Genomic DNA, 24,171 nt, shown 5'->3' on the forward strand with positions numbered 1-24,171 from the left:
GGGATTTTTTCATTAAACCAACTTGGGTTGCGGATCTGCTTCTTTTTCTTCGATCTGCGCTCCAGCCTTTTTCAGATCTTCAGCAGAAATGCGCGCCACAGAAGCAACGCTATCGCCATCCTGCGGTTTGATGAGATGAACACCCCGCGTCGAACGCCCAGACTGCTTCACATCCTTCACCTTCAAGCGGATAGCTACGCCGTTGGCGGTCATGATAGTCAGGTCGTCCTCGTTTTGAACAACACGCGCCGCAGCGATCTTGCCGATCTCTTTCAGCGCCTTCTGGTCAATAGTGGAAATGCCGCCTGTGGCACGTCCCTTGGGGGTGTATTCTTTTAGCGATGTCTGCTTGCCATATCCATTGGTGGTTACCACAAGCAATGCGCCTTCTTTCTCGACCACATCCATGCTGGTGACGGCATCTTCCTTGCCGAGGCGAATGCCCTGCACACCAGCGGCTTGACGTCCCATCGAGCGGACCTTGTCCTCGCCGAAGCGCAATGCCTGCCCCATTTCCGTCACGATGATGATCTCATCTTTGCCTGAGGTGAGGCGCACCCAGCCGAGGGTATCCCCATCATCTAAGTTCATGGCAATCAAGCCTGAGGGTCGCACCGAAGCGAATTCTTCCATTGCCACGCGCTTCATGCGCCCGCGTCCAGTCATCAATACACAGAACTGATTGGGCGAAAACTCCCGAACCGCCATGGCAGCCGTGACCTTTTCATTTGGTCCCAGCGCAAGAATGTTAACCAGCGGAATGCCTTTGGTCGCGCGGTCTAGATCTGGGATCTGATAGACCTTCTCAGAGTAGACTTTGCCCTTGTCGGTGAAGAACAGCATCGTATCGAGGCTGCGCGCCGGGATGAGCATCACAACTTCGTCTTCTTCCTTGGTGGTATGCCCCTTCACACCGCGCCCGCCGCGGCTTTGCGAACGGAACGCCGAAGCGGCAATGCGTTTGATATATCCGCGCTCGGTTAGGCTGATCAGAACCGACTCATCCGGCACGAGGTCTTCTTCGTGAATATCTTCGCGGGCTTCAGCAGAGATCTTGGTGCGGCGGTCATCGCCGTATTTCTCCGCCATTTCGTTCATATCGTCTTTAATGAGAGCCAGGATCTTCTTGGGGTTTGCGAGCAGGTCTTCGAGATACTTGATGGTCTCAGAAACCTGTTTGTGTTCTTCCTCAAGCTTCCAACGTTCGAGGGCGGCAAGGCGGCGCAGTTGCATATCCAGGATCGCCTGTGCCTGCAGTTCACTCAGCTTGAAGCGAGTCATCAACGCAGATTTGGCTTTATCAACATCTTCCGCTTCACGGATGACCTTGATAATCGCATCGATGTTATTGAGCGCAATGAGATAGCCATCCAGGATGTGAATACGCGCTTTCGCCTTGTCCAGATCAAATTGCGAGCGGCGGGTAATGACTTCATGACGGTGATCGATGAAAATTTGCAGCAGGCGTTTGAGCGGTAAAGTACGCGGTTCTCCATCCACCAATGCCAGCATTTGCACGCCAAAAGTGGACTGCAACGCCGTATATTTATAAAGTTGATTCAAGACCTTCTTGGGCTGCGCACCGCGTTTGAGCTCGATAATGATGCTCATACCACGCTTGTCCGACTCATCGCGCAGGTCAGAGATCTGGTCGATCTTGTCTTCACGCACCAACTCGGCGATGCGCTCGATCAACGTGGATTTATTGACCTGATACGGAATTTCCGTGATATTGATCTGATATCGCCCGGCTTTCGTCTCTTCAATGTGGGCAATACCGCGCATCACAATGCGACCGCGACCCGTGCCATATGCCGAAATGATGCCTTCCGTACCGACGATCATGCCGCCGGTCGGAAAATCTGGTCCTTGCACGAATTTCATCAAGTCTTCAACATTGATGTCATCGATCGTTTCGTAGTTATCGATCAAATGATTGATCGCCCCCGTTAGTTCCCGCAGGTTTTGCGGCGGGATATTCGTCGCCATACCCACAGCAATACCCGAAGCGCCATTCAACAACAAGTTCGGGAGGCGGGCAGGTAGAACGAGCGGCTCTTGAAGCGAATCATCGAAGTTGGGACCGTATTCCACGGTATTCTTTTCGAGATCTGCCAGCATCTCCTCTGCCATTTTTTGCAGACGAGCCTCGGTATAACGCATCGCAGCGGGCGCGTCGCCATCCACCGAGCCGAAGTTTCCCTGACCATCCACCAATAAATAACGCAACGAAAAATCCTGCGCCATACGAGCCATCGACTCATAGACCGCCGAGTCACCGTGCGGGTGATACTTACCCAACACCTCACCCACGATACGTGCAGACTTCTTATACGAAGTGTTTGAACGAAGTCCAAGCTCATGCATGGCATACAGAATGCGCCGATGCACTGGTTTCATACCATCACGCGCATCAGGCAAGGCGCGCGCCACGATCACGCTCATGGCGTAATCCAGGTACGCAGAGCGCATCTGGGCGTCGATATCCACCGACTCGACATTTCCAGCGATCATATTTTCTTCAGCCATAAAAGTCCTTTTTAATCCTTCTTGAGGGGCAAAAACCCGGCAAATCGCCGCCTTTTTTTCAAAAAACTGGCATAAAAAGACACGAAGATGGGAAAACTTCGTGTCGCATTAGATGAAAGAAGCGTATTTTTATAGTGCAATTATACCACCCTAGTCCGTTTTTCGCCCTCTTGGATTAAGTTTTGAGCGTAGCACCAAGCCAAATGGATGGAAGCGCCTCCTCCCCCGCTTGAGCCGGGTTCTATCCATCAAAAAAGACCCGCATCTGCGAGTCTTTGTGTGCCGAAGGAGGGACTTGAACCCTCATGAACGTAAGTTCACTACGCCCTGAACGTAGCGCGTCTGCCAATTCCGCCACTTCGGCATATTCAATTGATTAGCGGGATGTATTTTATCCCAAAAAGGTGGAATGTCAATGCAAGGACAGTGCTTGTGATTGAAGGAACAAAAACATACATGAAATCGTTTTAATGAACAAGCCTTTCAAAAGTGTATTGTCAAACCATTGCAGTACTGATAGGTGAGTATCTTTTTACAATTTAAATCGTTATATTATGCATCAAGAAAGGAGTTACATCATGTTTGTATTTGCAGCAGTTGTCACCGTAATCCTGCTCGCTCTGGCTGGTTCCGACATGTACGTATCGCAATACAGCCCGGATGAACTCAGCAACATGGGAGTTCAAGAGCAATGATGGAAGACCATTCCATCCCCTAGCCCGACGCACATGAAAGACGCGTCGGGCTTTTTTTATTTAATCCAAATCCACCTACCGCTCGGTAGGGAGAGAAAGTTTGAGATATAATACTCAAGTTGGGAATACGGCGATGCCATTCCCCAGCTACAAGGATATTTATGCAGATCACTCCATTTCATACCAGTATCGAAAAGCTTATCGAATTAAAAAAAGGCATTGTCATTATGGAAAGTCCCAATGGTTTCCCATTAAATGAGACGAACCTATATATGATCGCACCCAACGGTGATGTTCTCTGGAAGGCGGAAAAACCCTCTGAGAATATTTTATTTACCAAAGTAAAGCTCAACGAAGACTCGAGTATCTCCACCTTCACCAATAGCGGACAGTTTTGCGAGATCGACATGGAAACCGGCAAGATCATTAGCAGTTCCAACTTTAGCTAAGCAGGAACGAGCGCGGATGACCGTCCAGTTTACGAAACTAGCCGACCCGATTCCACCTGAAGTCTATTCCGCTTTCACAAAATGGGAAAACGACCCCGCTCTCGTCCATCTCACCCGCCTCAATCACAACCAGGCAGACATCGACAGAGAAAGCGAAGCAGATTTTTTCGAGCTTGATGCACGACTTTCCTACAATCGGATCTACTTGATCTATCTGGATGGTCAACTTGTAGGTGAAATGAGCTATCAGATTGACCCGCAGCACCTTTACAAGAAAGAACCCGGCACCGCATGGATCGGCATCACCATCGGTGAAGAAGTTGCGCGCGGCAGGGGAATTGGCAAGCTGGCAATGCAGCACATAGAAGGAGAAATCCGTGCAGCAGGTTTCAAGCGTATTGAATTGGGTGTCTTCGAGTTCAATACATTTGCGCAAAAACTATACCTAAAGATGGGTTACACCGAGATCGGCCGGATCCCTGATTTCACCTTCTGGCAAGGCAAACTGTGGACAGACTTACGTATGGAAAAGTATATTTAAATATGACCCAACCTCCTCTTGGATTTTTGATCGTCTTTCTTTTATTTAGTTTTTTGTTTATTTCGAACAGCTATAAACTCTGGTTCAAAACAGAGGAATACTATAAAGACCTTTATGCAAGCCTGACGAATGAAAAAATTCCACTGCCCTTCAAAGGATTTTTCTTGAAACGGCTGGAGAAGAAGCAGAGTTGGCTGTTCTGGCAAAAGGCATTTAGTTTATTGGGTATTGTGGCAGTTGTCGGTATGGATGTGTTGGTTGTAAGGGCGTTTTTAGGATAAAACAAACCTACACAGGAGTGACAGCAATTACTAAAGTGAGCACAAAGGAGGGGGGGGGGGGGGGGGGGGGGGGGGGGGGGGGGGGTAAAGTGTCTCGGAAGAGCACCCTCCTCGCATGACGAAAGAAAGTTTCTGTACAACGAGTTTTTGTGTAATCATTTTCGCACCGTGTCCGCGGGGGGCGGGGGGGGGGGGGGGGGGCATGACGAGATACTAAAGGAGTCTCACTTGAAAATCATCGCATGTATCAAGCAAGTCCCCGACTCGGAGGCGAAAGTCAAAGCCGAAGGCGGGCAGGTCTCATGGGGCGACGCGCCGCTGGTCATCAACCCGTTCGATGAATATGCGGTTGAAGGCGCGCTTCAGCAAAAGGAAGCCGCAGGCGGAACCGTCACTGCCTTGTGCGTCGGACCCGAGTCCGCGAAGGAGGCGCTCAAGCACGCGCTCGCCATGGGCGCAGATGAAGCCATCCTCGTTTCGGATGCGGCGTTGAATGACCTCGACACCGTCGGCGCGGCGAAAGTGCTGGCGGCTGCCATTCAAAAGATCGGCGGCGCGGATATGGTCGTCTTCGGTCGGCAGACTCTCGACAATGGCGCCGGGCTCACTCCCCCGCAGACGGCACGCCTCCTCGGTTACCCAATGCTTGGGTTGGCTGGCAGCATAAAGGTCGAAGGAAGCGCAGTCACCGTTGAGCGCGTCCTCGAAGAAGGTCGTCAGATCATGAAAGCGAATCTGCCCGCAGTGTTGAGCGTCGTGCAAAGCATTGGCGAGCCGCGCTACCCGTCGTTCATGGGCATCCGCAAAGCCTCGAAGGCAACCATCCCGGTTTGGTCTTTGAGCGACCTCGGCGTCAGCGCCCCTGCCGCAGTTGTGACCCGCACCGAGTTGGTCACCCCGCCCAGCGACACACGCGCCGTGGAAATGATCACCGGTGAAAGCCCCGCCGAGATCGCCGAAAAACTCGCCGACAAAATCATCGCGGAGAAAGTGCTATGAAAACGTTTGTTTATATCGACCACTTCAAAGGTGACGTTCAGCCCGCTTCGTGGGAAGCGCTCGGTCTTGCAAAAAGTTTTGGCACAGCCGTCGCGTTGGTCTTCGGCACTGGTGTAGATGAAGTTGCCAAAGCCGCTGTGGAATTTGGCGCGGATGAAGTCCTCGTTGCGGATGATGCCTCGCTGGCAGATTACCGCGCTGAGACGTATGCCTCCACACTTTCCGCGCTCGCCTCTTCCCAAAGCCCGAACCTGATTCTGCTCCCGAGCACTGCACGAACCCGTGAGCTTGCCGCCATGGCAGCCGTGGACTTGAACACCGGCGTGCTGACCGACCTCATCGGTCTTGAAGCGAACGGAGATTCATTCGTCGCCACCCGCCCGATCTACGAAGGCAAGTTGATGGAAAAGACTGTCTGCTCTGGCAAGCCTGTCATGGCAACCATCCGCGGACGTGCCTTCCCCAAGCCTGAGCGTGCGGCTGGCAAAAGCGGAACCATCACCAAGGTCGCCGCAGCTGGTGAAGCGAAATCCAGCGTCGAAGGCTACTCTGCCTCTGAAAGCGCCGTCAACCTCGGCGACGCAGGCATCATCGTCTCTGGCGGACGCGGCGTTTCGAACAACCCCGCGCTCACCCCGCCCGCAGGCATGGACGAGAAGCAAGCCGAAGTCTGGCGCGCCCAGCAAGGCTTTGCCTTGGTGACTGAACTCGCGCAATTGCTTGGTGGCGCCGTGGGTGCCTCTCGTGCAGCCGTAGACGGTGGTTACATCCCCTATTCCCATCAAGTCGGTCAGACCGGTAAAGTCGTTGCGCCGGATCTGTACATTGCCAACGGTATCTCCGGCGCAATCCAACACCTAGTTGGCATGCGTAATGCCAAGGTCATCGTTGCCATCAACAAAGATGCCGATGCTCCGATCTTCAAACAAGCTCGCTATGGCGTGGTTGGTGACTTGTTCCAGATCCTCCCGGCGCTGACTGAGGCGATGAAGAAGAAACTTGGAAAGTAAATCGTAATACTTAATTTGTAAAAAGACCTCCGGCTTCGGAGGTCTTTTTTGTCCCTTCACAATGGTATTTCCCCCTTTTATAATCATCAAAATCCATATTGCCTACTCAAAGTTCCAGGCTGCTGTTGTGGCTGGGGGGATTTTGGGTAAATCTCCTTAATTAGGAACTACCCATGAAATTACGTTCGTTCAATTTACTTGTTATTTTCGCCCTATTTCTCTCCCTGCTTGGCAGCGCGGTGACTGTTACCCCGGCATATGCGCTGAGCGATACGCCCCTACCAAACATGCCCACAGCAAACGACCCTATAATAACCATTGTTCCAGACGGTGCGGGTGGCGTATATATTGGCGGACTTTCCACGCAGTTGACTCTGCGGGCGGGGGACCTGCCGTGACGCGTAACACATTGCACGTATCAATGCTGATGGTTCAATTAACCCTTGGAACCCAAATGCAAACAAAGGGTGCTCCTCTCGCGGTAAGCGCCGTCACCGTCTATGCAAGTGGTGATTTCACGAACATTGGCGGGCAAGCGCGCAATCGCATCGCCGCGCTGGATGTAACGACAGGACTTGCCACCCCCTGGAACCCGAATGCGAGTTCTAGGGTGAGTGCTCTTGCAGTGAGCGGAACCACGGTCTATGCGGGCGGGCAGTTCACGACCATCGGCGGGCAGACACGCAACTATATAGCCGCGCTGGATGCGACGACGGGACTTGCCACGGCGTGGAACCCGAATGCGAACAACCATCTGTACGCTCTCGCGGTGAGTGGGACCACGGTCTATGCGAGCGGTGATTTCACAACCATCGGCGGGCAGACGCGCAACCGCATCGCCGCGCTGGATGCAACGACGGGACTTGCCAGCGTGGGACCCCGGAATGCAAATGCCAGGGGCGCCGGGGGGGGGGTAACAACTCTTACAGTAAGCGGGAGCACGGTGTATGCGGGAGGTCAGTTCACCAACATTGGCGGGCAGACGCGCAATCGTATCGCCGCACTGGATGCGACAATTAACACGAACAACGCCACGGCGTGGAACCCGAATGCGGGCAACGAAGTGACTGCTATCGCGGTGAGCGGGACCACGGTCTATGCAGTAGGGGGGTTTACCAACATCGGCGGGCAGGTGCGCAACTATATCGCCGCGCTGAATGCGACGACGGGGCTTGCCACGGCGTGGAACCCAAATGCACCTACCTGGGGGTTTGCTCTCGCGGTAAACGGGAGCACGATCTATGTAGGAGGGGATTTCACAACCATCGGCGGGGCGGCGCGCGAGTATTTTGCCGCATTCAACCTTGATAGCACCCCACCTACTGTGCTCAGCCACACCCTGCAAACCAATAATGCCACAGGTCTTTCCAGTTTCACCGTCACCTTCAGTGAGTCACGGCGTCTAACCCTTCTGCCAATGCCACACTCACCAGCCTTACCACCATTAACGTTACCTTCAATCAAGATATGAAGAATGACGGTTCTTCCGAAGCAGCCAATACCACCGCCAACTATTTGCTCGTCGAGCGCGGCACCAACGGCACCTTCGATACTCTTTCTTGTAATGGTGGTCTCGTCGCTGACGATGTGCCACAGACCATCAACACAGCAAATTACAACAACCTGGTCTTCATGTCCACCCTCACTCTTGCCAACCCACTCACAAATGGCACCTACCGTCTTTTCATTTGCGGTACCACCTCCATTTGGAGTGTGGCTGGACTCGAACTCAACAACGGCGCCAACGATGCCACCGTTGACTTCACCATCGGTGTTGCAGCTGGAACTGGCAACGCAGGTAATCGTGCAAAATCCACATCCGCCTCTTCCTTACCCAAAACTGGTTTTGCTCCCAATAAAATCACCTCCCTCCCAGCCCAACCCGCAGAACTCGCCTATGCCGAACTCAGCGACCTCTGGCTGGAGATTCCCTTCCTTAAATGTAAAGTCTAATATTGTGGGTGTACCCCAAAACGCCGACAAGACCTGGGATGTAAGTTGGCTCGGCAATGACACCGGCTGGCTCAACGGCACCGCCTTCCCCACTTGGAATGGCAACTCGGTGCTCACGGCCCACGTCACCAACGCAGACGGGTTGACGGGACCCTTCGCAGCGTTGAAACAGGTCAAATATGGCGACCAGATCATCGTCCACTTGGGAGGCGCGCAGTACATCTATGAAGTGCGCGAGACGAAGCTCTCCCGTCCATATGCCACCAGCTACGCCTTCGAGTCCAAGCAGGATGCATCCTATATCACTCTTGTCACCTGCTCTGGGTACAACCCGCTCAATGAATCTTATCTCTTCAGAAGAGTTGTCAGAGCGGTGCTGATCGAAGTCAAATAATTTTGTAATTCACAATGCAAAAAGACCCCAAGGTCAAAATGACCTTGGGGTCTTTTTAGCCAACTCCACAAATTCGTTTTACAGCTACCAAAAGTACTGGAAGTACAAATGTACTGAGTTTATCTATTGCCTCGCTTCTTTGAATTCATTAGGATATTCATTACAAAAGGAGCGAAGTATGAACGCTAAAATTCTTAGAAACCTGTCATTTGTTGCCCTGATCATTTTTACACTTGCATGTGGATTGCCCGGTTCTCAAGACGCCATAGAAACCGAACCAACCCCTCAAGAGATCTCCACGGTCATCCCCCCAACCGAGGCATCCATTAATCACGAAGCGATTCCCATCAGTCTTCCCGGTTTGGAAAGTGGGCAGGCTGCGGATTTTGATTCTTCGATCATCCCCGGTTCAGACTATTTCATTGGAGGTGATCGCTTCACATATGGGAGGCTGGAACGTCCATTCAACACACAGAGCATGGACGTGTATTATCCAGAGATCGATATTGTCCACACCATGGTTTTGCAAGACGATACCTGGATCTATGGATTGATCGTCCTAAATGACGTCGCTTCAACCAAGTTGAGCGAAAAAAGGTATGGCATTGAGTTGGACATAGACTTGAATGGAAAAGGAGATTTTCTCATTCTTGCCACTTTACCAACTTCCAGTGATTGGACGGTCGACGGAGTGCAAATATTCAAAGATGAAAATGGGGATGTTGGCGGAGAGTCGCCCTACTTTACGGATGAGGTCATTGCGCCCGGAGATGGTTTCGAGAAAAAGATATTTGACAGCGGCGAAGGCGATGATACCGATGCCGCCTGGGTACGCTTGTCTGCAGACAACGAGAATACCATTGAGTTTTCGATCAAGAAAACCGCCGTTGGTGAACCGGGCGCTTTTCTCATCAACATGTGGGCAGGCACGAATCTGCTTGACCCCGCCTTATTCGATATAAACGACCACTTCACACATGAAGAAGCCGGTGCGGCTGATAAAGGTCTTGAATATTTCTACCCGATCAAGGCAGTATCCGAGATCGACAATTCCTGCCGTATGGCGGTTGGGTTTCAACCCACAGGGCAGGAACCCGGGCTTTGCCCCACAGCATCACAGCAGGCAGGGTCTGAGCCGGGCTCACCAGGCGGAAGCGGAAAACCAGGCATCATCATTCGAATATTCTGTATCCCCTCCTCTTGCCCCGCCGACTCGTTCTGGGACGATGGCAGCTGCAGCTGCAAGCCGATCAAATAATATCTCCATGTAAGGGATACAGTGTTTTTTGCACCAGAGAGTATAAAAACTTCCCCAGTCATTATTAGACTAGGGAAGTTTTTATTGTAAAATCAAACCATCCTAATGTGAGGCGATCCAATGTTCACTTGCAAATACTGCAGCACTGAATTTTTAGAGCATAAACCCAATTGTCCTAATTGCGGAGCACCCATCAAAGTATCAGAAAATAATCCTAAAACAGGTGAACCAAGGTCCATTCGCGAGGTGTGTACCAAGTATGAGGGAACAAAGAATCTGCACATGGACGAGACAATAGACGCGAGACGCATGACCAATATGCGTAACAGCTTTAATATCCCCGCAAATGAAACCGTCATCATGCTCTATGATGACACCATCTTCGGCAGCAATAAAGTGGGGTTTGCCATATGCTCCGGCGGACTATATTGGAAGAATGACTGGTCTGTGGATACCAAACGCACTTTCCTGAATTGGGAGGCTTTTACCCAACGAGAGATCGGTCTGGATGGTTATCACATTGTACTTGGGCGCGGTGACACCATTGGTATGGCAGGCGTAGGCGATGAACAAGCCCGACAACAGATATTAACCATGTTGAGAGAGATCAAAGCGATCCTTCAATAAAAGTTTCATTCCCCAAAACCGGCAGGCGGAATGCCAAGTCCTTGAATGAGCCTTGCCCAAAAATTAACCTGAGCCGCCGTACTGACGAGGATCACAAATTCGCGTTCGGTAAAGGCGGCTTTTACTTTTTCGACAACATCAGAGTGGAATTTTAGCGGTGTAGCAGAGATCAGACGGGCATAGGCAATTGCCAGTTTTTCTCGCTCGGTAAACGTATCCACATTTTCAATATCACCACGTAAAGCTTCGGCTTCGACATCAGTGATGCCATAACTACGATATTCGTGTGAGTTCATGTCCACGCAGAAGGGGCAGGCAACCGCATGTGAAGCCGTCATACGGATAAGCTTCAACATACGCTTATCCATACGTCCATCTTTATGCGCAACCAGCGCTTCCAATACACCTGCACCGATCGCAGCCTTGGGGTACCAGGAGAGAATTCGAGGCGGCAGCATGGGCTTCTTTACGACCTGCTCAGAAATCCAAATGCCTATACGTAAAAGGAAAGGAATTTTTTTAGGAGGATTGATAAATGACATGTGCAAATTATAAGACAACCGATCAGAATAGTGATGGAAAAAGAAAATTAGATTAGTACTACAGTTCGATTGAACCGGAAATTGTTTGAATACTTAAGTACTACTTCACCATAAAAAAGGACTACCGTACCATTCATTCCTGAAAGGAGAATTGTAAAATCCAAATATATTTTATTCAGGAGAAAAAAATGGATCACAGTAAGTTTAGAGTATATTCTTTGTTCCTCGTAATGTTCGTCTTTTTGGCAGCGTGCAATTCGCCCATCCCTGCCGCCCCCGAAACCTCGTCTGAAGGTGCAAACCCTATTGCAGCGGTTGAAAACCCTGCAGCAGCAACAGAAGCCCCAGCAGAAGCTTTGGAAGCAACAGAAGCAGCTCCTCCTGCCATTCAACATACCGATATTCCGGTTGGGTTGCCCGAAAAACAAAGCGGACAAGCTACAGACTTCAATTCCTCAAAAATCATCGAAACCAAAACCAATATCGGCGGCGATCGTTTTTCATTTGAGAAATTCGAGCGTCCGTTCAACGCAAATACCATGGATGTGTATTATTCCGAGATCGATATCGTGAACACCCTTGTTTACCAGGATGATATCTGGATCTACGGCATCATTACCCTTAATCAACTTCAGGGGAATGGTGTAGAAAATGTCAAATATGCCATCGAATTGGATGTAAATCTCGACGGTAAAGGTGATTGGCTGATTATCGCAAGCAAACCCGCTTCAACAGAATGGACCGTGGACGGAGTCCAAATTTATAAAGATGCCAACCAGGATGTGGGTGGCGAACAACCTATGTTGAGCGATAACATCCAATTCACAAGCGACGGGTTTGAAACCAACATCTTTGATCAGGGACAAGGTGATGATGCAGATTCTGCCTGGGTACGCATCTCTCCAAATGACCCGAACACGATCGAATTCGCCCTCAAGCAAACCGTTTTAGAATCACCGAAGAAATATCTTATCAACATGTGGGCTGGTACAAATCTTATTGACCCCGCCTTCTTTGATATCAGTGATAAATTCACACACGAGCAGGCAGGCGCTGCAGATTCCGGGTTGAATATTTTTTACCCTATTAAGGAAGTCGCTGAGATCGATAACTCCTGCCGTATGGCAGTTGGGTTCCAACCTACTGGGAAAGAACCTGGGTTATGCACAACGTTCTCCCCCATCATAAATGATCCGCTTGCTCCGTCTGGTGGTAGTTCAACAGGCTGTGTAGTCAAGTCTTGTAATTCTTCATACGTATGGAACGACAGTTCATGCTCCTGCGATTACATAGGACCTAAATAAACTACATTCTTTAATTGTTTCGAAACACCTGCAATTTTATTTGCAGGTGTTTTCTCTTGGGGCGAAGAGAGTTAATCTTACAAATTCAAAAACAACTAAAATAATCCAATAACCATCCATACAGATGGTAAAAGGAGAGTATTATGACTGACACTGAAAAAATCACTATTAATTTAGGGGCGATTGACCTTGGGAAGGTCGACCTGCTTGTAGAGCAGGGGCATTACTCGAACCGCACAGATTTCATCCGTTCTGCGATCCGTTCGCAGCTGGATAAGCACGTAGTTGAAGTTCAACAGGCTATAACCCGCCACTCATTCGGGGTGGGTGCTTTTTTCCACAGCATCAAGGATTTTGAGCGTTACAAATCTAAAAGTGAGAAGATCAAGGTAGATGTGCTTGGGGTATACCGAATCCCAGATGATGTGCCTGTTTCCCTCGCTTTGGAAGTAGTAGAGTCGATCAAGGTCTTTGGAATTTTTAATGTAAGAACCGAGTTGAAAGATGCCCTGACAAAAGCCGGAAAAATTTTGTAATAGATCTCTTGCATATAGGCAGGCTTGCAGCCTAAGATCCCTGACAAATGGTGGGGTGAAAAACTGCTCTACATGTTAGAAAATGTCTAATAAAAAATCCCGCACCTTTGATTTGTAAAGGTACGGGATTTTTATAAATTTAAGCACTCCCCCATTTAAAAGACACCTTCCTGAATGGGATGAATAAGCCCACAAAACCAAATCATTTATAATAACCGGGTTATGTCAAATAAACTAAACAGCAGTACTTATATAGAAAAGATCCCCCCGCGTATCTGGCAAACTCTTTGTCTGGGCGTTTCCATACTCGTTTTCATTTTAATTCTCGTCAACCGCTCTCCGTTTCTATTGCGTCCGGTCAGTATGGCATTGCGGCTGGGTTTTGGCATGGTTATTCCATTGGCAGGGCTGGTCATGTACGCTGCTTTCCGTATTCCTGGGCGCTATGGTGAGTTGTTCGCACTGACGGCAACAATGGCATTGTTTGCCTTGGGGCTGGCGGGTTTATGGGCTTCCGGGAACACCCAATCTGTTGTACTAAATGGATTGATCCCTCTAACGGATGCAGTCGGGTACTATACCGATGCGACCCGCTTGCAATACGGTGTAGATGTATCAAACTTCACAGCCATGCGTCCATTCTTTGCGGGGCTGCTTTCTTTCTTTCTCCGCCTCACAGGCAGGAACTTAATGGTCACTGTGGGCATATTTACCGCCATTGCCGGTTTTGCCAGCTATCTGGCTAGCCGTGAAATCCAGAAGACCCACGGCACAGAGCTTGCAGTCTTTTTCCTGATACTCACCTTTTTGTATTACCGCCATCACAGCGGCACAACCATGTCTGAATCGCTGGGCGTGTCGGTTAGCCTGCTTGGCATCGCCTTGATCTGGAAAGGGATCGCCGATCAAAAAGAATGGCTCACCTTGTTCGGGGTCGGTGTGATCGCCCTGGCGCTGAACATCCGCCCAGGTGCCATGTTCGTCCTGCCTGCCCTGCTTTTATGGGGCGGATGGATTTTCAGAGGACAGGGAAAATTCTCCTATAAATTCTTCCTATGGGGGTCCGCGATCATTCTTTTCGTTTTTTACGCCAACAACAAAATGATCGACTTTGTCGCTGGTCCAAGCGGCGTTGCGTTTGAAAATTTTTCATGGGCATTCTACGGTTTGGCAGCAGGCGGACGATCCTGGAGATATGTCTTTGAGGCGCAGCCAAACGCAAAAGATTCAGCTGAGATATATAGACTTGCCTTTGAACTGATTCGCAATAACCCCTCTCTCATTATCTCTGGCGCACTCTTCTACTGGAAAATGTTCTTTTCAAGCACCTGGTACAACGCATACGCTTTTGTAGCAGGGGAAAATTATCTCGTCAACGAAATAGCCCGCTGGGGAATGTATATCCTCAGCGCGCTAGGCATATTTAAATGGTTCAGAAACTTCCGGGATGCAACCGCCAGTCTGGCCGTGTTGGGTGCGCTGGGAGTACTGGCATCTGTCCCCTTTGTGCCGCCTACAGATGCTTATCGCGTACGCCTCTATGCAGCAACGATTCCCTTCTTCATACTGCTGCCCGGAATGGGATTGTCCTTCCTGCAAGAAAAAATGCCAGTCAATTTCCTCAAACCTCACCTTAAATCAACGCCGGGAAATTTTCCCCTCACTACGATTTCGGCATCTCTTGTCGTTCTCCTCCTCACCGCTCCGATCTACACAAAAACGACAGGCGCGCTTCCCACCCCGCCCGAAACTGTCTGCCCGCCCAATACAGATACCTTCTTTGCAAGCTTCGACAAAGGCACCTCGATCAATATCCACCGGGAAAACGAAGTATTCCTAGACTGGATGCCAGACTTTCACATCAGCGGCTTCCGCCGCAATGCGCACAGCCTCCCTGAGATCAGCCTCACCATAATCATGGAATCCATTAGACCATCGAATACTCTTTTCTACACGATCGACCTTCAAACCAATCAACAATCTTTTGTGATCATTGAAACTGAGATGCTGCCCCAACCGGGGTCGCTGATGCAGGTTTGCGGTGAATTGGTCTTTGACGCAGAAGTATCATCCTATTCCTTCTTTTACGTGGATGAGGTCCTCTCCGTCTGGAAACCGTAGAAACTTGCCTATCCGGAAACACATGGTATAATGTCGGTCGCTTTTGATTTGGAGAGGTCGCGTAGTCTGGCTTAGCGCGCACGCTTGGAAAGCGTGTAACCCACAAAGGTTCGCGGGTTCGAATCCCGCCCTCTCCGCCAGAAGAGTAACGCCCCCTTTTCCAGGGGCGTTTTTTTATTAATTACCATAGAGGTATCCTGTGTTCAATCCCCTTGAATATCTCATCAAGAACATTTCCTGGTACGATCCGATCTACAACATTGCCTGGGTGTTGTTCATGGTGTATGCACTCACCCTGCCCCCGCTTACTCTGCTTCTCTTTCATAAAAATCAGCAACTAAATCTCATTCTACCGCCATTAACATGGGGTTATCAACGCCGCACATATTCACATCTGATTGGAGCAGCATTTGTAGTTTTCTCCTTCAGGCTGATACCATACTGGGTTTTCAATGACAAGATCCTGCATTTTCTAGGCGGTGGAATCGCCATCGCCCTGGTGTATGAATACTTTGTCTTAAACTTCAATCTCCAATACGGAGATGGAGTGATCAGCCTTCGAAGCACACAGAACAGCAAAGCAGGGTACCTGGTCGCAAATCTTTTCCTGATTGCTTTCTTTTCCTCCTTTTTCAGCGTTTTCTCTGAGCTTTACGAATTCGTTTCCAAATATGTTGCCGGATACCAATTCGATAGCAGCGGGTTCGATACCTGGCTGGATATTCTTGCCAACATCACAGGCGCATTTTTTGGATACTTGCTCATATGGTTCTGGAAATATGCAACAAAAAAGACCCGATCGTGAGACCGGGTCTTTTTGAAAATCTTTCGACTAAGGCTTCGGTGTTGCTTTCGCAGCGGGAAGCGGAGTTCCTGCATACACCATCAGTCCGGAAGAAAGCGCCTCATCATGACCTGGGACATCAGCCTTGGTTTCAGCAAGGAACTGATACAACAGGGACGATGTCCACTTTCCACCGCCAAGGATGTCCGTCCCCTTGGGAGCGTCATCTGCACGGCGTGATCCGGCGATGATACCATCATAGCTGCTCAGGTCCAGTTGTGCAGGGGAAACAGCCAGTGTCACAGAGTGACAAGAGACACAGGAGAGCGAGCCCGAATACCAAAGGTTGGCTTGAGTGAAAAGAGGCGAAACATCCGCAAATGTAGCTTCGCAGGAAACACCATTCGCGTCCGTGAACTCAAAAACTTCGGTCTTGGATGAACCAGCTTCAACCCATGCACCCACCAGCTCCACCCCAGCGACATGACACTTATCTGGGTCAACCGATGCGCTGGATGCGATCTCCATGGCAGGCAAAGTGGCAGGGATCATGGTTGGGATCGGTGTACGTGCCACGGCGAGTTCTCCACGTTTACAGGAAAACGACAAACCACAAGCATTTACAAAAACGATCCCCACCCAAATGAACACGCCGACAAGGAAAACTGCCACCGCGCCGAAAATATATTTTTTTACATCATCTTTCATTTTGTCCCTCCCTACTCCGCCGCTTTGAGGGTGCGAAGATAATTGACAACATCCCAGCGTTCACGAATGGTCAAGTTTTCATTCAGCGGCGGCATTTGACCAGAGAACTGCACTTCTGGAAACAGCGTGTTGTTGGGATTCCAAATGCCGTAGGAAATGGTCAGGAACATGCTGCCATCCGATTTGGCTTGCACAACTTCGCTGGTCAGGTCGGCAGGCTTCTTTTTGACGAGAAACGCCGCCACGGTACCATTCCCTTGCGCTGTATCGCCGTGGCACATCAGACAGTGGATTTGATACAACTGAGCGCCACGCGCAATGGATGCCTCATCAGCCTCCACAGGGTTCACAGGTTCACCCATACCAGGCAGGTAGGCAACACCATCCACTGGGACAGACTGTGCAGGAACTGCAAGCGGTTTTTCCTGGTCGTCAAAGGATTCCTGGATTTCCATAAATACAACCCAGTCAACTTTGATAACGTCAAAGGCAAAGATCATTAGACCAGCAACAAGGACGGCAAGAACAGCAAATACAACAAGGAGTTGTTTGAAGAGTCTCATAAGTGTTGCGCCTCCGCAGGCTTCACGGATTCAGCGCCAAGTTTTTTCAAGGCGTCCGTGATCTTCTTTTCTTCCACATGCGGGCACTCGACAAAAATCGCGATCTTGCCGTCGCTGATCTCAGGTACATATTTCATCGGGCGGTAATTAGGGAAGAAACTGTCAAGGAATACGCCGAGGAAAGTGGAGAGTAGCATGCCAAGCATGGTCAATTCAAATAACACGACCACAGTGGGAGGACCCGGAACAAACGCCTGAGTACTCACTTGGATCGGGTAAGGATACAGGTACGGGGAAATGTAGGCAAGGAAAAAGCCCGCTGCAAACCCCAAGAGTGCGCCGCCCATGGCAATGCGCGGCACGTTCGTCCACTGACGCGGACGCCCAAGCATCGCTTCGGTAACCGGGACGCCAGAAATCACGTTCATGCAGTCATCGTGAACGCCCATGGCGCGGAGTTGTTCCACAGCATCCGCAGCAGGAGCGAGGTCCGAGAAGACCGCGAGTAGATCGACAACTTTAGATTCTTCAGTCATCGCATCCTCCTATTCAAGTTCGCTGACCGAAACAACGGTCTCGCGTCCAAATTTCTTGAGTTCGTGCGCCATCTGACCTTCCTGCACTTCCCAAACCGGGATGAGCGGGATCAGTTTGGATGCCGCCATATAAAGCAGGATGAAGAAGGCAACTGTACCAATGCCCATGGGGACTTCGATGCCTGGTGTGTACATACGCCAAGTGAAGGGCATGCGGTTGATGGTAACAGAGACCGGAACGATAATATAGCGTTCAAACCACATACCTACATTGATGATCAAGCCCACAACAGTGATCGCCCAGGGGGTGGCGCGCCATTTGGGGTTCCACAAGATCGCCCAGGGAACAACAATGTTACAGAACAGCATGCCAAACCACATCCAACCAAGGGGACCAGCTTCATGGAAATGCAGCAACTGCTGGGTCCACTTGTCGCCGCCATACCACTGCACCATGTAATCGTTGAAGAAGAAGTACGCCCATGCCATGGAAATGATGAGCATAAGTTTGCCAATGGCATCGAAGTGCTCGCCGCGCACAAAGTATTTCATGTGCTTCATGGTACCGCGGATCACCGCCAGTACGACCGCAGCCGCGCCCATACCGGAGTGCAAAGCACCCACAATGAAGTACGGACCGAAGATGGTGGAAGACCAGCCGGGGCGGGTGGCAGCGGCAAAGTCCCAAGACACGATGGTGTGAACGGAGAACATGACCGGGATGATCGCAAAGGCGAAAATGTTCATCGCATTGCGCAGGTGGGTCCATTCTCCTTCTGTACCACGGAAACCAAGAGCAAGGATCTTATAGAAATTCTTGCGCCAGCCAGTGGAGCGGTCGCGTGCCATTGCTACATCAGGGATGAGCGGCAGGAAGAGGTACATGGTGGAAGACAGCAGATAAGTTGTGATCGCGAGCAAATCCCAGGTAAGTGGTGAATGCAGGTTGGGCCACAATAAGCGCTGGTTGGGGTACGGCATGAGCCAGTAGAAGATCCACACACGACCCATGTGCATGAAGATACTGAAACCAGCCTGCACCAAACCAAAGGTAGTCATCAATTCTGCGGCGCGGGTGAACGGACGGCGGAATTCTGCCCTAAACACACGCAAGATCGCGGAGATGAATGTACCGGCATGACTGATACCGATCCAGAACACGGTGTTGACGAGGAAGATACCCCAATAATCAGGGCGCATCACACCGGCTTCACCCTGACCTTTTGCGATCAGGACACCCCATTTATAGAACAGAAAGTAGACTACAACGAAAGCTAGGAAACCAAAGATCACCCAGAATTTCCATGTGGGGGGTTCCATCATGGATTCCATGACCATTTCGTTCATTCGACCGCGGGGAAGCGGGTCTAACATGAGGTGCTTTTCGCGGAGATGCTCTTCGTGAGAGTGCTCCGCGTGATGTTTATTGTCTGACATGTTTACCCTCCCTTGAAGTAGGTCACGTTGGGAAGCGTGCCAAGTTCTTCAAGATGTTTGACGCCATGACTCTTGTGTGCCAGTTGTGAAACCAGCGACTCGGGATTGTCAACGCGTCCGAAAACGATCGCGTTGGCAGGGCAAGCCTGAGCGCAAGCGGTGGTAAATTCACCATCCGCTACTTCGCGTCCTTCGGCTTTGGCTGTATCTTGCGCCTTGTGAATACGCTGGATACAGAAGGTGCATTTCTCCATCACACCCATGCGGCGAACTGTCACATCCGGGTTGAGTTGGTTGTTCAAAGGTTCGGGACGTTGGTAATCACGCCAGTTGAAGGCACGCACCTGGTACGGACAGTTGTTCGCGCAATAACGCGTACCCACACAGCGGTTGTACACCTGCAGGTTCAACTGTTCCGCCTGTGAATGGACGGTGGCGAACGCCGGGCAGACCGGTTCGCAGGTGGCATGACCACACTGCTGGCATAACATGGGCTGCTGGGAGGTCATCTTGATCTCTGGATATTCACCCTCCCAGAAACGTTCGATGCGGATCCAGTGCATGGAGCGACCATAACCAGAGTCTTCTTCGCCGACAAAGGAGATATTGTTTTCCATCGCACAGGCGGCTACACAAGCCTGGCAACCCGTGCAGATATCCTGATTAATGACCATACCCCACTTGCCGGTCTCTTCGGTGCTCATTTTGATTTCTTCGGGTCTAATCATGATTAATGCTCCTCACCCAGCGCCTCACCGTAAACGCCGATGCGGCTTTCCATGCGGGAAAGACCAACACCACTCACGGCACTGGAGACCTTTTCTACTTTGACTTTCATACCAGCAAATGCAAGATCACCGGCACCATTAAAGTGACCAGCGAGCAGGTCGGCGGGATTCACGCCGCGTTTTTCAGCATAGCGCCCAAAGGCAGTATGTCCCTGACCAAAAGGCATGGCGATCGTATCCGGGCGGATAGCCGGATATAAATAAACAAAAGCTTGCACTTCGCCGGCTTCGCTGATGACCTTGACCACATCATCATTCACGATACCCAGCTCATGTGCGGTTTCGGGGTTCATCTCGATCCAGGTATTCCACATGACAGTGGTAGTGGGGTCGGGAAGTTCCTGTAACCAAGGCTTGTTCGCGCCAGCTTCTGCAAGGGTTGGGGAAACGAATGGAACAAAGAAGAATTCACCTTCACCGGCAAACTCAGCATCGGTCGCTTTGAGGTTGCTATTGAGAACGCCAGAACCATCTGGAGCAACCAGTGCATCAGTATTCTTGAGCCAGCCGCCATACTGCTGGAAGTACGCCATGAATGTTGCGGTATCGGGAGCAGTGAAGGAGCCGTTCGCTTCGCTCAACAAAGCCCCAACCTTTGTCTGAAGGAATTCAACTTCATCCTTGTAAGGAAGAGCTTCGGCAAACTTGCCGCCCGCCAACTGAGCTGCAGCAATCAGAACATCGGCGGTTGCGCGAGTATCGTAGAACGGTGAAACGACAGGTTGAGCGCCGGAGAGCACAGGTAATGCCACACCAGTGGCTACACGCTGATACCCCCAAGACTCAAGTCCGTGGTGATCGGGGAAGACATACTTCGCTTCGGCAGAAGTCTCATCAGGGAAGGTGGCAAAAGAGACAACCTGCTCGACACTTCCAAGAGCTTCTTTGAAGCCAAGTGAAGCGGGCAATTCGAAGACGGGATTCACACCGTGGATAAAGACAGCTTTGAACGCGCCGCTCTTCATTTTTTCAATGAAGGCGCCCATTTCTTCAGCAGAGGCGGGGCGATTGTATTCGGTCTGCATCGGAGCGAAAGCCGAAAGGTAAACGCCGCCAGGTTTGCCGAAATTATCCGAAAGGGCATTCAACGCCAGAACCGCTTCGGCAATTTCCAAACCATTGGATTGACCCAGTGCGGCACCGCCAGGGATGGCAAGCGCATTGGAATTGGCAAACATTTCGGCGAGGTGTTCCAACGCCGCCAACTCAACGCCAGCTGTTTCAGCAACCTCAGCCGGGTTCACACCGGAGAAGGCACGCGGTGTTGAGCCGCCGCGAATTTCAGCGGCGAGTTTTCCGATGGCAAGGGCAACCAAGCCTTCGGTCCCGGGGCGAAGCGGAACCCAATGATCAGATTTGGCACCGGTCGCAGACATCCGCGGCTCGAACTGAACGAATTTACCGCGAAGTTTTGTCTCGGCTTCGCGTAAACCAGCGAAACCGCGGGTATAGGAAACTGGAGAGAGCCAAGTTTCGAGGAAGTTCGCACCGAAGGAGAAGACCGTCTGTGCGCCGCCAACATCGAAGAAGGGCAAGCCTGCCTGACCAAAGAGGTTCTCGGCAGCCTTGCTCAAGGTGGCGCGGGCTTCGAACATGCTCAACGCCCCGAAGCGGACAGGAGCATTCATGCCGGTCGCTTTGGCGAGGTCGGTCACGAGGTCAAAGAGATGATCAGGAGCCATACCCATGAGGAAAGCGATTTCATTGGGTTTGTAATTTTTGAGAGCATCGGCAACCGCTTGAATGGCGGTGTCCCAATCTCCGGTGGAGGGTGCTTGTACGCGATCGGGGTTATACAACCCTTGCAGGGTGGCTTGCCCGCGCGCGCAGGTCTTACCAAGGTTCAGCGGATGATTGGCATTGCCTTCGGTCTTCAGTGCACGACCCTGATAGGTGCGAACCACGAGACCGCATCCTGCCGCGCATTCGCGGCATGTAGTGGCGTAATAGGTACTCTGCCCGACCGAGTTGTATTCAGGCATCTGCTGATAGGGCTCGCGCTTAACATAACGCGAAGCGGGACCACATCCTGTGAGGATCGCTGTAGTCGCCGCTCCCAAACCAGCCAGTTTTAGAAAATCACGCCGGGAAAATTGTTCATTCATATGTGGATGTCCTTTCACCCGGATTAATAGTGACACGTACCACAGTCTGCAAGTTTGACCAGTTTTGCCTGATCTTCACCAGCAGCTTCAACGTGACAATTTAAACACCAGCCCATGTTCATTACCTGAGGATTCTGGGCAACGAGCTGCTGTGTCATATCGCCATGGCATTCCTCACAGTTACGCCCAGCCGCAATATGCGCACGGTGGTTAAACTGGACGAAGTCCGGAACGATGGCAACGGGAACCCACTCGAGCGATTGCCCGCTCAAGACTGCGTCCTTAAGCGGGGCAAGCAGGGCACTGTCACGGGTCTTAACGATCTGATTGTGGCAAGCCCAGCATTTCGCTTGGGAGGGAAGTCCGGCGGCGGGACCCTTGGATGCTCCTGGATGGCAATACAAACATTGAATGCCAAAAGAAATATGGGTCTTATGTGGGAAACCTGGAACAGGTTGTTCGGGCGCCTGCTGGGTCGTGTAGATCCCATATGCAGCCGCACTAAACACTGCCAGGAACACAATTCCCACCGCGATCAGACCAAGAGGCTGTTTCAGCCAGTCGAAAAACTTTTTGATCATGGATGCTCCTGAAATAGACTAAGCGTAACGCCGTCGTATAAAACGATGGCGTATGCAAAATACCTATGTACTTCTTAATAATCGTAAAGCGCGCAGCAAACCATTAAAAGAAAAGAATCCACCACTCTATAAAATCGCCTCGCGCTTGCCTAAACCTGCGTTATTCATTAGCCGAACTAGGCATAATGGGCGGATTATACAATGAAAGTGTAAAAAAGTACAAGTTATCTCAAATTTATCTTTGAATTCAAGCGATTGATATCTTTAACACTTATACGATGTTAAAGATATCACCGACGGGTCAAAATGCCCTGAATGTTCAGTCTACCAATTCGATTTATAATGAATGTACAATGAGCGCAAAACATCTTTTCGGAATCACCCTCCTCCTTTTGGGCACCCTGGCCATCCTCCTTGTTTTGACCAATTTCAATCTTCCAACGGTATCCGCAAACAGCGAGGCGGTGAATTCTGCAGCATTGCATCAAAGCACCGCCACACCACAACCCGAAGATAATTCAAAAGTGGGCTCAACAGACGGGATCCTGATGATGGGTGTCGTGATCGTATTGGTCATCACACTCCCTCTCGCACTGCGAAAGAAAACATAACCGCACCCAACCCACCATCAAGAGCACGCTGAAGTCATTAACATCGCCTTAACAGAAGGATGCCTTCACTATGGTATAGTGCCAGCCATGCCGGATAAAATACTGATCGTCGAAGATGAGATTGCTCTGCAAGAAACACTTGCTTATAATCTTAAAAAAGAGGGGTACACCGTTGAAACCGTGGGGGATGGACGTTCTGCGCTTACTGTTGCACGCAAACTAAAACCGGATCTGATCGTGCTGGATATCATGCTGCCAGAAATGGACGGCTTTGAAGTTGCCCGCACACTACGCAAAGAAATGACCACTGCCATCCTGATGCTCACGGCACGCGACGATGAGATCGACCGTGTAGTAGGTTTGGAAGTCGGCGCAGACGATTACATGACAAAACCCTTCTCAATGCGTGAACTGATCGCACGCGTCAAAGCACAATTAAGGCGTGCCCGACTTTTAAGAGAGGAAATGGGTAGACCTGCCGAAGAAACGCCGCATGAAGCCCTGACCTTCGACAACCTGACCATCAACCTGACTCGCCGTGAAGTGACGTTAAATGAAACCCCCATCCAGCTAAAGCCCAAAGAGTATGAGCTTCTGCTCTTCCTCGCCGAACACCGCAGACAAATGCTCTCGAGAGAATTCATCCTCGAACGTGTTTGGGGCTGGGATTACATCGGCGACAGCCGGACCGTGGATGTTCATGTAAGGTGGCTGCGACAAAAAATCGAGGAAAACTCGAGCGAGCCGAAACGTATTGTTACAGTGCGTGGCGGCGGGTATCGATTTGAAGGTTAAAGCGAAGCACAAGGCATAAGGCTT

The 24,171-nt window shown here is 50.7% G+C and carries 26 protein-coding genes and 2 tRNA genes; 18 read left to right on the forward strand and 10 right to left on the reverse strand.

Annotated elements, in window-relative coordinates:
* Positions 1–12: 12 nt before the first annotated feature.
* On the reverse strand, positions 13–2,529 hold the full coding sequence (gene gyrA, locus IPG80_RS02610) for a DNA gyrase subunit A (protein WP_345102380.1): 2,517 nt from the start codon (positions 2,527–2,529) through the stop codon (positions 13–15).
* Positions 2,530–2,809: 280 nt separating this feature from the next.
* A tRNA-Leu gene (locus IPG80_RS02615) sits at positions 2,810–2,893 on the reverse strand.
* A 492-nt stretch (positions 2,894–3,385) separates the two neighbouring features.
* Between IPG80_RS02615 and IPG80_RS02620 the strand changes: the two genes are divergently transcribed.
* The 11 genes from IPG80_RS02620 to IPG80_RS02670 all read left to right on the forward strand — a co-directional run bounded on the left by IPG80_RS02620 (position 3,386) and on the right by IPG80_RS02670 (position 10,736).
* Entirely contained in the window at positions 3,386–3,673 is a 288-nt protein-coding gene (locus tag IPG80_RS02620) for a hypothetical protein (RefSeq protein ID WP_345102382.1), read from the forward strand.
* Between the two features lie 16 nt (positions 3,674–3,689).
* Positions 3,690–4,214 (forward strand): GNAT family N-acetyltransferase, encoded by a 525-nt coding sequence (locus IPG80_RS02625; protein ID WP_345102384.1) that lies wholly within the window; start codon positions 3,690–3,692, stop codon positions 4,212–4,214.
* A gap of 2 nt (positions 4,215–4,216) precedes the next feature.
* Complete coding sequence (locus IPG80_RS02630) at positions 4,217–4,495, forward strand: hypothetical protein (protein ID WP_345102386.1); 279 nt, start codon at positions 4,217–4,219, stop codon at positions 4,493–4,495.
* Positions 4,496–4,723: 228 nt separating this feature from the next.
* A complete protein-coding gene (locus IPG80_RS02635) occupies positions 4,724–5,494 on the forward strand; it encodes an electron transfer flavoprotein subunit beta/FixA family protein (protein ID WP_345102388.1) in 771 nt (256 codons plus the stop codon).
* Positions 5,491–6,504: an electron transfer flavoprotein subunit alpha/FixB family protein gene (locus IPG80_RS02640; RefSeq protein WP_345102390.1), complete on the forward strand. Its 1,014-nt coding sequence runs from the start codon at positions 5,491–5,493 to the stop codon at positions 6,502–6,504. Before IPG80_RS02635 ends, IPG80_RS02640 begins: the two co-directional genes overlap by 4 nt.
* Before the next feature lie 173 nt (positions 6,505–6,677).
* Positions 6,678–6,902 carry a hypothetical protein gene (locus IPG80_RS02645; protein ID WP_345102392.1) on the forward strand — a complete coding sequence of 75 codons (225 nt, stop codon included), beginning with the start codon at positions 6,678–6,680 and terminating at the stop codon, positions 6,900–6,902.
* 29 nt (positions 6,903–6,931) lie between these two features.
* Positions 6,932–7,975 (forward strand): pyrroloquinoline quinone biosynthesis protein, encoded by a 1,044-nt coding sequence (locus tag IPG80_RS02650; RefSeq protein WP_345102394.1) that lies wholly within the window; start codon positions 6,932–6,934, stop codon positions 7,973–7,975.
* Positions 7,972–8,457: a hypothetical protein gene (locus tag IPG80_RS02655; protein WP_345102396.1), complete on the forward strand. Its 486-nt coding sequence runs from the start codon at positions 7,972–7,974 to the stop codon at positions 8,455–8,457. Before IPG80_RS02650 ends, IPG80_RS02655 begins: the two co-directional genes overlap by 4 nt.
* 4 nt (positions 8,458–8,461) lie before the next feature.
* Positions 8,462–8,851, forward strand: coding sequence for a sortase (locus IPG80_RS02660; protein ID WP_345102398.1), 390 nt, complete (start codon positions 8,462–8,464; stop codon positions 8,849–8,851).
* A gap of 178 nt (positions 8,852–9,029) precedes the next feature.
* On the forward strand, positions 9,030–10,109 hold the full coding sequence (locus IPG80_RS02665; RefSeq protein ID WP_345102400.1) for a hypothetical protein: 1,080 nt from the start codon (positions 9,030–9,032) through the stop codon (positions 10,107–10,109).
* 309 nt (positions 10,110–10,418) lie between these two features.
* The gene (locus IPG80_RS02670; protein WP_345102402.1) at positions 10,419–10,736 is read left to right on the forward strand and encodes a hypothetical protein; all 318 of its coding nucleotides are present in this window, start codon (positions 10,419–10,421) and stop codon (positions 10,734–10,736) included.
* Positions 10,737–10,741: 5 nt separating this feature from the next.
* On the opposite strand, the gene IPG80_RS02675 is transcribed toward IPG80_RS02670, so the two are convergent.
* Positions 10,742–11,278, reverse strand: coding sequence for a carboxymuconolactone decarboxylase family protein (locus tag IPG80_RS02675; protein ID WP_345102404.1), 537 nt, complete (start codon positions 11,276–11,278; stop codon positions 10,742–10,744).
* Positions 11,279–11,466: 188 nt separating this feature from the next.
* Here IPG80_RS02675 and IPG80_RS02680 point away from each other — a divergent pair, with 188 nt between their 5' ends.
* The 5 genes from IPG80_RS02680 to IPG80_RS02700 all read left to right on the forward strand — a co-directional run bounded on the left by IPG80_RS02680 (position 11,467) and on the right by IPG80_RS02700 (position 16,044).
* A complete protein-coding gene (locus IPG80_RS02680) occupies positions 11,467–12,582 on the forward strand; it encodes a hypothetical protein (RefSeq protein ID WP_345102406.1) in 1,116 nt (371 codons plus the stop codon).
* 143 nt (positions 12,583–12,725) lie between these two features.
* On the forward strand, positions 12,726–13,118 hold the full coding sequence (locus tag IPG80_RS02685) for a CopG family transcriptional regulator (protein WP_345102408.1): 393 nt from the start codon (positions 12,726–12,728) through the stop codon (positions 13,116–13,118).
* Positions 13,119–13,340: 222 nt separating this feature from the next.
* The gene (locus IPG80_RS02690) at positions 13,341–15,239 is read left to right on the forward strand and encodes a hypothetical protein (RefSeq protein WP_345102410.1); all 1,899 of its coding nucleotides are present in this window, start codon (positions 13,341–13,343) and stop codon (positions 15,237–15,239) included.
* 50 nt (positions 15,240–15,289) lie between these two features.
* Positions 15,290–15,379 (forward strand) — tRNA-Ser (locus tag IPG80_RS02695).
* Between the two features lie 59 nt (positions 15,380–15,438).
* Complete coding sequence (locus tag IPG80_RS02700; protein WP_345102412.1) at positions 15,439–16,044, forward strand: hypothetical protein; 606 nt, start codon at positions 15,439–15,441, stop codon at positions 16,042–16,044.
* A gap of 27 nt (positions 16,045–16,071) precedes the next feature.
* Here IPG80_RS02700 and IPG80_RS02705 read toward each other — a convergent pair whose 3' ends face one another.
* From IPG80_RS02705 to IPG80_RS02735, 7 genes are read right to left on the reverse strand one after another with little or no spacing between them, the layout of a single operon-like run.
* Entirely contained in the window at positions 16,072–16,731 is a 660-nt protein-coding gene (locus IPG80_RS02705) for a hypothetical protein (RefSeq protein ID WP_345102414.1), read from the reverse strand.
* Between the two features lie 11 nt (positions 16,732–16,742).
* Entirely contained in the window at positions 16,743–17,294 is a 552-nt protein-coding gene (locus IPG80_RS02710) for a c-type cytochrome (RefSeq protein ID WP_345102416.1), read from the reverse strand.
* The gene (locus IPG80_RS02715; protein ID WP_345102418.1) at positions 17,291–17,830 is read right to left on the reverse strand and encodes a quinol:electron acceptor oxidoreductase subunit ActD; all 540 of its coding nucleotides are present in this window, start codon (positions 17,828–17,830) and stop codon (positions 17,291–17,293) included. Before IPG80_RS02715 ends, IPG80_RS02710 begins: the two co-directional genes overlap by 4 nt.
* A 9-nt stretch (positions 17,831–17,839) precedes the next feature.
* Positions 17,840–19,267 carry an NrfD/PsrC family molybdoenzyme membrane anchor subunit gene (nrfD, locus tag IPG80_RS02720; RefSeq protein WP_345102420.1) on the reverse strand — a complete coding sequence of 476 codons (1,428 nt, stop codon included), beginning with the start codon at positions 19,265–19,267 and terminating at the stop codon, positions 17,840–17,842.
* 2 nt (positions 19,268–19,269) lie between these two features.
* Positions 19,270–19,995: a 4Fe-4S dicluster domain-containing protein gene (locus tag IPG80_RS02725; RefSeq protein WP_345102422.1), complete on the reverse strand. Its 726-nt coding sequence runs from the start codon at positions 19,993–19,995 to the stop codon at positions 19,270–19,272.
* A gap of 2 nt (positions 19,996–19,997) precedes the next feature.
* On the reverse strand, positions 19,998–22,160 hold the full coding sequence (locus IPG80_RS02730) for a molybdopterin dinucleotide binding domain-containing protein (RefSeq protein WP_345102424.1): 2,163 nt from the start codon (positions 22,158–22,160) through the stop codon (positions 19,998–20,000).
* Between the two features lie 23 nt (positions 22,161–22,183).
* Positions 22,184–22,741 carry a cytochrome c3 family protein gene (locus IPG80_RS02735; protein WP_345102426.1) on the reverse strand — a complete coding sequence of 186 codons (558 nt, stop codon included), beginning with the start codon at positions 22,739–22,741 and terminating at the stop codon, positions 22,184–22,186.
* Positions 22,742–23,094: 353 nt separating this feature from the next.
* Between IPG80_RS02735 and IPG80_RS02740 the strand changes: the two genes are divergently transcribed.
* Together IPG80_RS02740 and IPG80_RS02745 are read left to right on the forward strand one after the other, a co-directional pair.
* Positions 23,095–23,352 carry a hypothetical protein gene (locus tag IPG80_RS02740; protein ID WP_345102428.1) on the forward strand — a complete coding sequence of 86 codons (258 nt, stop codon included), beginning with the start codon at positions 23,095–23,097 and terminating at the stop codon, positions 23,350–23,352.
* A gap of 87 nt (positions 23,353–23,439) precedes the next feature.
* Positions 23,440–24,147 carry a response regulator transcription factor gene (locus IPG80_RS02745; RefSeq protein WP_345102429.1) on the forward strand — a complete coding sequence of 236 codons (708 nt, stop codon included), beginning with the start codon at positions 23,440–23,442 and terminating at the stop codon, positions 24,145–24,147.
* The last annotated feature ends 24 nt before the right edge of the window (positions 24,148–24,171 follow it).

This window comes from Candidatus Villigracilis vicinus (genome assembly GCF_016702885.1).
Lineage (GTDB): Bacteria > Chloroflexota > Anaerolineae > Anaerolineales > Villigracilaceae > Villigracilis > Villigracilis vicinus.

Excerpts from the sequence above, each read along its gene's own strand:
- IPG80_RS02640 (WP_345102390.1), top strand. The coding sequence starts at position 5,491 with ATGAAAACGTTTGTTTATATCGACCACTTCAAAGGTGACGTTCAGCCC.
- IPG80_RS02715 (WP_345102418.1), bottom strand. The coding sequence starts at position 17,830 with ATGACTGAAGAATCTAAAGTTGTCGATCTACTCGCGGTCTTCTCGGAC.
- IPG80_RS02630 (WP_345102386.1), top strand. The coding sequence starts at position 4,217 with ATGACCCAACCTCCTCTTGGATTTTTGATCGTCTTTCTTTTATTTAGT.
- IPG80_RS02665 (WP_345102400.1), top strand. The coding sequence starts at position 9,030 with ATGAACGCTAAAATTCTTAGAAACCTGTCATTTGTTGCCCTGATCATT.
- IPG80_RS02710 (WP_345102416.1), bottom strand. The coding sequence starts at position 17,294 with ATGAGACTCTTCAAACAACTCCTTGTTGTATTTGCTGTTCTTGCCGTC.
- IPG80_RS02685 (WP_345102408.1), top strand. The coding sequence starts at position 12,726 with ATGACTGACACTGAAAAAATCACTATTAATTTAGGGGCGATTGACCTT.
- IPG80_RS02705 (WP_345102414.1), bottom strand. The coding sequence starts at position 16,731 with ATGAAAGATGATGTAAAAAAATATATTTTCGGCGCGGTGGCAGTTTTC.
- IPG80_RS02650 (WP_345102394.1), top strand. The coding sequence starts at position 6,932 with ATGGTTCAATTAACCCTTGGAACCCAAATGCAAACAAAGGGTGCTCCT.
- IPG80_RS02725 (WP_345102422.1), bottom strand. The coding sequence starts at position 19,995 with ATGATTAGACCCGAAGAAATCAAAATGAGCACCGAAGAGACCGGCAAG.
- IPG80_RS02730 (WP_345102424.1), bottom strand. The coding sequence starts at position 22,160 with ATGAATGAACAATTTTCCCGGCGTGATTTTCTAAAACTGGCTGGTTTG.
- IPG80_RS02735 (WP_345102426.1), bottom strand. The coding sequence starts at position 22,741 with ATGATCAAAAAGTTTTTCGACTGGCTGAAACAGCCTCTTGGTCTGATC.
- IPG80_RS02625 (WP_345102384.1), top strand. The coding sequence starts at position 3,690 with ATGACCGTCCAGTTTACGAAACTAGCCGACCCGATTCCACCTGAAGTC.
- IPG80_RS02645 (WP_345102392.1), top strand. The coding sequence starts at position 6,678 with ATGAAATTACGTTCGTTCAATTTACTTGTTATTTTCGCCCTATTTCTC.
- IPG80_RS02655 (WP_345102396.1), top strand. The coding sequence starts at position 7,972 with ATGAAGAATGACGGTTCTTCCGAAGCAGCCAATACCACCGCCAACTAT.
- IPG80_RS02670 (WP_345102402.1), top strand. The coding sequence starts at position 10,419 with ATGACCAATATGCGTAACAGCTTTAATATCCCCGCAAATGAAACCGTC.
- IPG80_RS02745 (WP_345102429.1), top strand. The coding sequence starts at position 23,440 with ATGCCGGATAAAATACTGATCGTCGAAGATGAGATTGCTCTGCAAGAA.
- IPG80_RS02680 (WP_345102406.1), top strand. The coding sequence starts at position 11,467 with ATGGATCACAGTAAGTTTAGAGTATATTCTTTGTTCCTCGTAATGTTC.
- IPG80_RS02740 (WP_345102428.1), top strand. The coding sequence starts at position 23,095 with ATGAGCGCAAAACATCTTTTCGGAATCACCCTCCTCCTTTTGGGCACC.
- IPG80_RS02690 (WP_345102410.1), top strand. The coding sequence starts at position 13,341 with ATGTCAAATAAACTAAACAGCAGTACTTATATAGAAAAGATCCCCCCG.
- IPG80_RS02675 (WP_345102404.1), bottom strand. The coding sequence starts at position 11,278 with ATGTCATTTATCAATCCTCCTAAAAAAATTCCTTTCCTTTTACGTATA.
- gyrA (WP_345102380.1), bottom strand. The coding sequence starts at position 2,529 with ATGGCTGAAGAAAATATGATCGCTGGAAATGTCGAGTCGGTGGATATC.
- nrfD (WP_345102420.1), bottom strand. The coding sequence starts at position 19,267 with ATGTCAGACAATAAACATCACGCGGAGCACTCTCACGAAGAGCATCTC.
- IPG80_RS02620 (WP_345102382.1), top strand. The coding sequence starts at position 3,386 with ATGCAGATCACTCCATTTCATACCAGTATCGAAAAGCTTATCGAATTA.